This window comes from Psychrobacter sp. 16-MNA-CIBAN-0192 (genome assembly GCF_040309565.1).
Taxonomy (GTDB): domain Bacteria; phylum Pseudomonadota; class Gammaproteobacteria; order Pseudomonadales; family Moraxellaceae; genus Psychrobacter.
The window spans coordinates 1-259 of the sequence record NZ_JBEOOX010000408.1 but is presented as its reverse complement, the minus strand read 5'-3'; the positions used below and the strand labels follow the sequence as shown (position 1 = coordinate 259).

Sequence of the window (259 nt, the reverse complement as noted above, 5' to 3'; positions counted from 1 at the left end):
ACTGTCCAGTCCTCACAAGCACGTTTAAATGCATTAGGTGCAAGTGGCAATAACAATGGGCGTTTTCTGATTAAAGCACCGATCTCTGGGGTGATCAGTCAAAAAGATATTGTGGTCGGTGAAAATGTGCAACTGGCTAATCAGCTCTTTGTCATTGAACAGCTGAAAGATTTATGGCTTGAGTTTAATTTGCCGAATCAATTCTCAGGTCAACTGCAAGCCGGGCAAAAAATTGACTTTAAAGTGAATGATTCAGATC

General features: G+C 40.9%; 1 pseudogene. It reads left to right on the top strand.

The window, feature by feature from the left end:
* A pseudogene (locus tag AAEY78_RS13760) lies at positions 1–259 on the top strand (efflux RND transporter periplasmic adaptor subunit); the annotation flags it as partial.